Origin of the sequence: Limosilactobacillus urinaemulieris, assembly GCF_014838745.1 — a bacterium.
Taxonomy (GTDB): Bacteria; Bacillota; Bacilli; order Lactobacillales; family Lactobacillaceae; genus Limosilactobacillus; species Limosilactobacillus urinaemulieris.
Genome location: NZ_JABUXR010000006.1, coordinates 100,099 through 107,542, shown reverse-complemented (window position 1 = coordinate 107,542; position 7,444 = coordinate 100,099). Strand labels below are relative to the sequence as shown.

The window sequence follows — 7,444 nt, the reverse complement described above, 5'->3', positions numbered from 1 at the left end:
CGGGCTGGTCGGTGTCTTTTTCTTTTACTAACATATATTTTAAAGGAAAACGGAGTTAAATGAAATCCGAAGATTTCATCTAACTCCGCTTATTATTAGGGACTTATGTCACAGCCCCTTTTTATTAATCCTTGTTATTCCAATGTTGTTGCTTAAATTGTTCTCTACCACCAGCCTCTTGAAGAGCGTACCGTTCTGGATTCTTCTTATAGAAGTCTTGATGGTAATCCTCTGCAGGATAAAAAGGCTTAGCATCTTCAATTTGAGTAACAATCTTATCATTTCCAAATTGCCCACTAGCTTGAAGAGCAGCCTTTGATTTTTCGGCAATCTCACGTTGTTGAGGACTGTTAACAAAAATTACTGGTCGGTAATTGTCCCCACGATCCTGGAATTGCCCCATCGCATCAGTTGGGTCGGTTTGGTGCCAATAAATTGTTACCAGATCATCATACGAAATGACATCAGGATCAAAAGTAATCTTGACTGCTTCAGTATGTCCGGTCTTTCCTGAACAAACTTCTTCATAGGTTGGATTAGGGACCTGTCCTCCAGTATACCCGGAAACAACCGATTTAATTCCCGGATAAGTATCAAACGGCTGAACCATGCACCAAAAACACCCACCCGCAAAGATTGCTGTATCTAAACTCATCTATATCGACCTCTTTCGTAGTCTAGCAATATTTAATATATTAGCCCAGATTATAAATTGTAGGTATTCTAACATATATTTATTAGAATTAAAAACAAATGAGAAAAACAACCCGTCCTATTCTACAAAAGTGGCTATAACTTAATAAGATCAATTTACTTCATGCGGTGATTTTTCTCCTGCAAGAACCGTTAAAACATCTTCAAGAGCAAAATCAACCATATTTTTTACGGCCAAATTAGTAAAGAAAGCAATATGCGGGGTCAGAATTACATTATCCATTGAATGAAGTTCCGCAACCAATGGTACATCACCAAGGCCAGTTTGCTGACGATCAGTCATAACAACCTCATTTTCACCCTCAAAGGTATCTAAGGCAGCTGCGGCAATTTGCTTTGTTTTCAAGGCAACTACTAAATCAGCCATATTCACCACTGGGCCCCGACTAGCATTCACTAACCCAGCACTTGGTTTCATCAAGGCAAAATCCTTCGCAGTTATTAACCCAACCGAGGTCGGGTTCAGATCAACGTGTAATGATACTACATCTGAACGCCGTAAAAGTTCTTCTTCCGTAACGTATTCAACGGTTTCTTTCATTTCTTCTCGCGGTTTAGTATCAACTCCCAGAACCGTTGCCCCTAACGCCTTTAATAGCTTAGCTAACGTTCCGCCAATTCGACCAACACCAATGATTCCGATGGTTGCTGTATGAATTTCCAGTGCTTGCTCATCGCTAAACCACCGGTAATCATTAGCCGCTACCTGAGCATCAAACCGGTAAGCTTTCCGTAATAACCGGAAAATCTGCATTAGCGCATGTTCAGCAACACTTCTTGGTGAGTAAGCCGGAACATTTGTTACCGTTAGATTGTTGGCCCGTGCCTCATCAAGATCAATCATATCAAAACCAGCAGTTCGGGTCGCAATTTGTTTTAAACCATTCTCACGTAATTTAGCGTAGACCGATGTCGGCAGCTTACTTCGTTGTTGGATAACCAGGCCATCAACATCCTTTGTCAGACCAACGGCATCATCAATCAACTTTTCGGTAGTAATAATTTCAACATTATTTTCCTTGGCGAATTCCTTAATTGCTGCTTGTTCATCGTCCCGGACACTTGTCATTAAAATTTTGGTCATTGGTTAGTTCTCCTTTACAAATTGGCTAATTCGTTTAATTGCTTCCTTAATGTCCGTCATACTTGTTGCGTAACTAATCCTTAGGTAGCCACTACCACCAGCCCCGAAGTATGAACCAGGGATTACAGCCACTTTTCCTTGTTCAGCCAGTTCAGTAGCGAATTTTACGTCATCAGTTCCAAAACGTTCCGGTAATTTAGCAAAGACATAGAAAGCACCATTAGGATTAGTAATTTCAAAGCCGAGCTTGCGTAATGCCGGAACTAAGGTATCGCGACGCTGCTTGTAAGCCGTCTTCATTTCGAGGGTCGCTTGTTTTCCAGCTTCATTAGCAAATCCCTTAGCTGCCGCTGCCATCATTGGATCCGCAGCAGCGGTAACCATCATGGCATGAATGGCAGAGACTGGCTTCATTAATTCTTGTGGTCCCGCAATAAAGCCGACCCGGTACCCAGTCATTGCTTGTGACTTCGAAGCCCCATTTAAGACTAAGGTTTGTCCCGGAATAAATTCTGCGATCGAAGTATGCTGACCACTGTAGACTAACTCTGAGTATATTTCATCCGCGATGACAACCAAATCAGTTTGATCAATTGCGGCTGCCAACTGTTGGATTTGCCCACGAGTATAAGTAACACCGGTCGGGTTTGATGGGTAATTTAAGATAATTGCTTTGGCACGAGGATGTTCTGTGATTGCTTGACGAAGCTTTTCAGGTGTTAGAACAAATTGGTCATCACTAGTATCAATTTCAACGGGTTCTCCGCCAAGGATAGTCGTTACCGCCATGTATAGCGGAAAAGTTGGCGTAGTAATTAAAATTTCATCCCCTGGATTGACTAAGGCTGATAATGAAGCATAAATTCCTTCAGTTGCCCCAACCGTAACAGCTATCTCACTTGTTGGATCATAATCTAGTCCATACCGATCAGCCATAAATTTAGCGATTGCTTTCCGTAATTGGATCGATCCGCTACCCGGCGCATAGTGGGAATCATTATTCTCAATACTGTCAATTGCCGCCTTCTTCATCACCTCAGGAACGTTGAAATCAGGCTCCCCAAGCGTTAATTTAATGATCCCGGGAATTGCGCTAGCCTTGTAATCGAACTCCCGAATTCCCACTGGCTTTAATCGACCGAAATTTGTATTCAAGTTATTTAATAATTGTGACTTAGTTGCTGGCATAATTTTCCCTCCAAATAAAAAAGTCCTCGATGGTTACATCCACCCAGGACTATAATGACTAAGTCAGAATTAGTAGAGTCCCGGATGGTTTAAGGTTAACAACTATCCGGGAACGCACAATGAAGAGCACTGCTGGTTAGCGGATAATTAATCGCTAAACCTGAAGGCATACGCTTTAATATTTGATTGAACTAAAGCATTCATCATTATGCTCCTCCTTTAAGTAATTACTAATTATTTTAATCTTATTCTAATATTTGTCAACCTGTATTTCAGGTTAAGTTAGTTTTTTAGCTACTATTCTAGTCGAACCTTCTCCCCATTATTACGAGATCCCGCTGAACACCATCAAGTTCTGCTACTCGAGGCAACCTTCCCCATTCCGTAAAATTAAATGACTTGAATAATCCTAAGCTTGGCAAATTATGACCAAAAATATAGGCTACGATTGCTGTAATTCCCAGTTGAGGTAATTGACTAATCACAAAATTAATTGCTTGTGTTCCAAGCCCATGATGACGAACGGTTTTATCAATATAAATCGCTATTTTGCAGGTATGCTCATAGGCTGGTCGACCATAAAACGGTTCAAGTCCTACCCACCCCTCCACTCTTTGCTCATTATTTTTGATAACCCACAATGGATGAGTCTTGGTAAATGAATGGTACCACACTTCTCGGTCAGCAACGATCACTGGCTCTAAATCAGCTGTAGCAAGACGGGATGGGATGATCTGATTATAAATATCAACAATTCTTGGTAGATCCTCTTCATTTGCAAGTGAAAATTCGAATTCCATAAATAAAACTCCCATAATAAGAATAATTTAATACCTTATTATAGGAGTTTTTCACTTTATTACATTATTAAATTAAATGTTAATGATTAAAGAAATAAAGTCATTATCCTTCAAAAGCGTCTGTCAATGGAGGAACAACTTGCTTCTTCCGGGAAACAACACCTGGCAAGTTCATCCGCTTATTATCAAGCTTCTTCCCAAAGGCCTTTTCAACTGTATCAGTATGGTCACCAACAACAAAGAGGTCAGTATCACTATTTAAAATGTTAGTAACCATTAATACAAAGGTCTCGTAGCCATTTTGATCCATTAAGTTGTGCATTTCCTTTTCAAGATCAGCTTGACGGGAGAAAACGTCATCTAAGTCAACGGTATTAACTTGGCCGATTCGTAACTTAGTACCACCAAGTTCAAATGTCTTTGCATCACCATCGACAATTTCGTTATCCGTCTTCTTAGCAATGTTAGTGCCGGCCTTTAGCATGGCGATTCCATACTTTTCGTAGTCTTCAACACCAGCAACTCTTGCTAAGTACTTAACAGCTTCACGATCATGATCAGTTGTGGTTGGTGACTTCAAAAGCAATGTGTCTGAAATAATTGCTGAAAGCATCATCCCGGCAAGGTCTGCTGGAATATTAATGTGCTTTTCTTGGAATAATTCAGTGATAATAGTACTTACACAACCATATGGACGAGCAGTAATCCAAAGTGGTTGAGCAGTGTTAAAGTTAGCAATTCGGTGGTGATCAACCAAGTGAGTAACAGTAACCTTATCAAGATCGCTAACACTTTGTTGTGGTTCGTTATGGTCAACAAGCATAACCTTGTCAACTTCGTTTGCAACGGTCTTAACTACCCGAGGTGCCTTCATTCCAAAGTGATCTAAGGCATACTTTGTTTCGTCGTTAGGTTCACCAAGAGCAACAGCTTCAGTTTCGTAACCTAATTGATTTTGAAAGTATGAAAAAGCCATTGCAGCTGTAATCGCATCAGTATCTGGATTCTGATGACCAAAAACTAATTCTTTGTTACTCATTTAAAATTCCTCCTGTTTGTTTCGATATTGTCCGTAAGTACTAAGACATGAAACAATCTACAATTTCTATTCTATCATGGAAGCACCAGCTTGGTGAGATAATTATAAAATATCTCACCGAAAATAAAGAAAAGTAGAGAAAGCTTATTAATTCTCCTGACTTACTGGTTCTTCATTTAAGATATTAACTTGTTTACGCTTTAATTTTACAGGTGTTCCTTGGGTATCAGTATCAACAACAAATGTCCCGTTTGATTTAGCAGTTCCAAGGTGGTGATCATCTACTGCAACATCCTGGAAAGCAGGTCGATCAGTAATAATTTCAAGAATATCATGATTACCTGGATCATAAGCAAGAAAGTCAACAATTTTATGAGGATGGTTCTTAATTCTATGAATCACTAATTCTCCACGACGAGCACGAGCTCCGATTTCAATTTCAGAGCTTGCCATTTCCTTAAAGGCCCCACGTTGGGTAATCATTGCCAAGTTTTGCCCTTCAGAAACAAGAGTAAAGTCAGTGGCATAATCAGTATCTTTTAAATTTATTGCCCGAACCCCACCAGTTCGTAAACCAGTAACGGGAACATCAGCAACATCAAATCGAACTGCATACCCTTCATGACTAATCACAAGGAGTGACCGATTTTCATTTGCTGGCTCGTAATAATCAACACTTACTAACCTCGATTCGTCGCTCTTTAACTTAATCCCAGTCGTTGTTCGACTCTTATAACGACTCCCTGGCTTATAATCTGTAAATGCCGACTGTTTGATCTGACCATCGTTTGTTCCCATAATGATGGTTCCTGGTTGATCCAACTTATCAAAGACCATTGCTTTTATGATATGCTCGTTTTCTGCTAAACCAATCGTCTGTGAAATATGCTCTCCAGTATCCTTCCACCGGGCATCGGTAATTTCATGAACAGGTCGGTAAATAACATTTCCAAAATTGGTAAACATAAACAAGTGCGCTAAAGTATTTGTTTCTTGAATTAAAATCGGGTAATCATCTTCACGAAGGCCGTTTTCGTCTATTGGTGATGCCTTAAATGAGCGTACACTTGATCGCTTAATATATCCCGCGTGAGAAACCAAGAGAATAACGTCTTCTTTTGCTACCGTTACCTTAGTATCAACCTTTAACTTCTCTACATGACTTTCAATTTTTGTGCGTCGTGGGTTACCAAATTCCTTCTTAATTGCTAACATTTCTCTCCGGAGGACATTAGCTAATTCTTGATCATTTATTAGGATTAATTGGAATTCTTCAATTTGCTGGTTTAGCTTTTTCTGTTCATCCTTGAGCTCAGTAACATCAGTATTCGTTAACCGATAAAGTTGCAGAGTAACAATTGCTTCTGCTTGTTCTGCGGAGAATGCATACTGGCTAATCAGGTTTTCCTTAGCATCTTTTCGATTTTTACTCCCACGAATAGTCTTAATTACTTGATCTAAGATTGATAAAGCTTTAATCAATCCTTCAACAATGTGGAGACGATGTTGGGCCTTATTTAGGTTGAATTGTGTCCGTCGTCGAATAATTTGCTTCTGAAAGGAAAGATATGAGGTTAAAATTCGTTTTAACCCTACCCGCATTGGTCGCTGCTCATCAATTGCAACCATGTTGAAATTATAGTTAATTTGCAAATCAGTATTTTTAAGAAGGTAATTAAGGATCCCCTGAGCATTAGCACCACGCTTTAACTCGATGGCAATCCGCAAGCCACTACGATCCGTTTCGTCACGTGCTTCGGCAATTCCTTCCACCTTCTTAGCTAGACGAAGATCATTAATCCGCTTGACTAGTTGAGCCTTATTAACCTCATAAGGAATTTCGGTTACGTTAATTTGCTGGCGACCACCGCGAAGTGTTTCAATCTCAGTTCTAGCACGAACAACAATTCGCCCACGACCTGTTTGGTAAGCCTTTCGAATACCATCAATTCCCTGAATAATCCCTCCAGTTGGAAAGTCAGGACCCGGTATAAATTCCATTAGTTTCTCTAAACTAGCATCTGGATTATTTAGAAGGTAAACCAAAGCATCCAGTACTTCACCAAGGTTATGCGTTGGTATTTCTGTTGCGTATCCTGCTGAAATACCGGTAGCACCATTAACAAGAAGATTGGGAATTCGTGCTGGCAAGACTGTCGGTTCCTTTTCAGTGTCGTCAAAGTTTAACGTCATTTCAACGGTATCTTTATCAATGTCCTGAAGCATTAATCCAGCAATTTTGCTTAATCGTGCTTCCGTATACCTCATTGCCGCAGCTGGATCACCATCCATTGAACCATTATTCCCGTGCATTTCAATTAATGGTTCCCGGAGCTTCCAATCTTGACTTAGACGAACTAATGCTTCGTAAATTGAACTGTCTCCGTGGGGGTGGAAATTACCCATGACGTTACCGACAGACTTGGCTGATTTCCGGAATCCCTTATCGTAGGTATTTCCATCCTTATTCATTGCAAATAAGATCCGCCGTTGAACTGGTTTTAAGCCATCCCGAATATCAGGCAATGCCCGTTCTTGAATAATTGACTTTGAATAACGACCAAAACGATCCCCCATCAATTGTTCCAAGGTCATTTTTTCAATTTTACCGTCTCTCAC

General features: G+C 40.2%; 6 protein-coding genes. All 6 read right to left on the bottom strand.

What is annotated here, in order from left to right; translation table 11 throughout:
* Positions 1-124: 124 nt before the first annotated feature.
* Complete coding sequence (msrA, locus tag HUK45_RS04560; RefSeq protein WP_191911286.1) at positions 125-655, bottom strand: peptide-methionine (S)-S-oxide reductase MsrA; 531 nt, start codon at positions 653-655, stop codon at positions 125-127.
* Positions 656-805: 150 nt separating this feature from the next.
* On the bottom strand, positions 806-1,798 hold the full coding sequence (locus HUK45_RS04555; protein ID WP_191911285.1) for an NAD(P)-dependent oxidoreductase: 993 nt from the start codon (positions 1,796-1,798) through the stop codon (positions 806-808).
* Between the two features lie 3 nt (positions 1,799-1,801).
* Positions 1,802-2,986, bottom strand: coding sequence for an aminotransferase class I/II-fold pyridoxal phosphate-dependent enzyme (locus tag HUK45_RS04550; RefSeq protein WP_191911284.1), 1,185 nt, complete (start codon positions 2,984-2,986; stop codon positions 1,802-1,804).
* Between the two features lie 302 nt (positions 2,987-3,288).
* Positions 3,289-3,786, bottom strand: coding sequence for a GNAT family N-acetyltransferase (locus HUK45_RS04545; RefSeq protein ID WP_235971999.1), 498 nt, complete (start codon positions 3,784-3,786; stop codon positions 3,289-3,291).
* Between the two features lie 103 nt (positions 3,787-3,889).
* On the bottom strand, positions 3,890-4,825 hold the full coding sequence (locus HUK45_RS04540; RefSeq protein WP_191911282.1) for a manganese-dependent inorganic pyrophosphatase: 936 nt from the start codon (positions 4,823-4,825) through the stop codon (positions 3,890-3,892).
* A gap of 147 nt (positions 4,826-4,972) precedes the next feature.
* Positions 4,973-7,444: a DNA topoisomerase IV subunit A gene (gene parC, locus HUK45_RS04535; RefSeq protein ID WP_191911281.1), complete on the bottom strand. Its 2,472-nt coding sequence runs from the start codon at positions 7,442-7,444 to the stop codon at positions 4,973-4,975.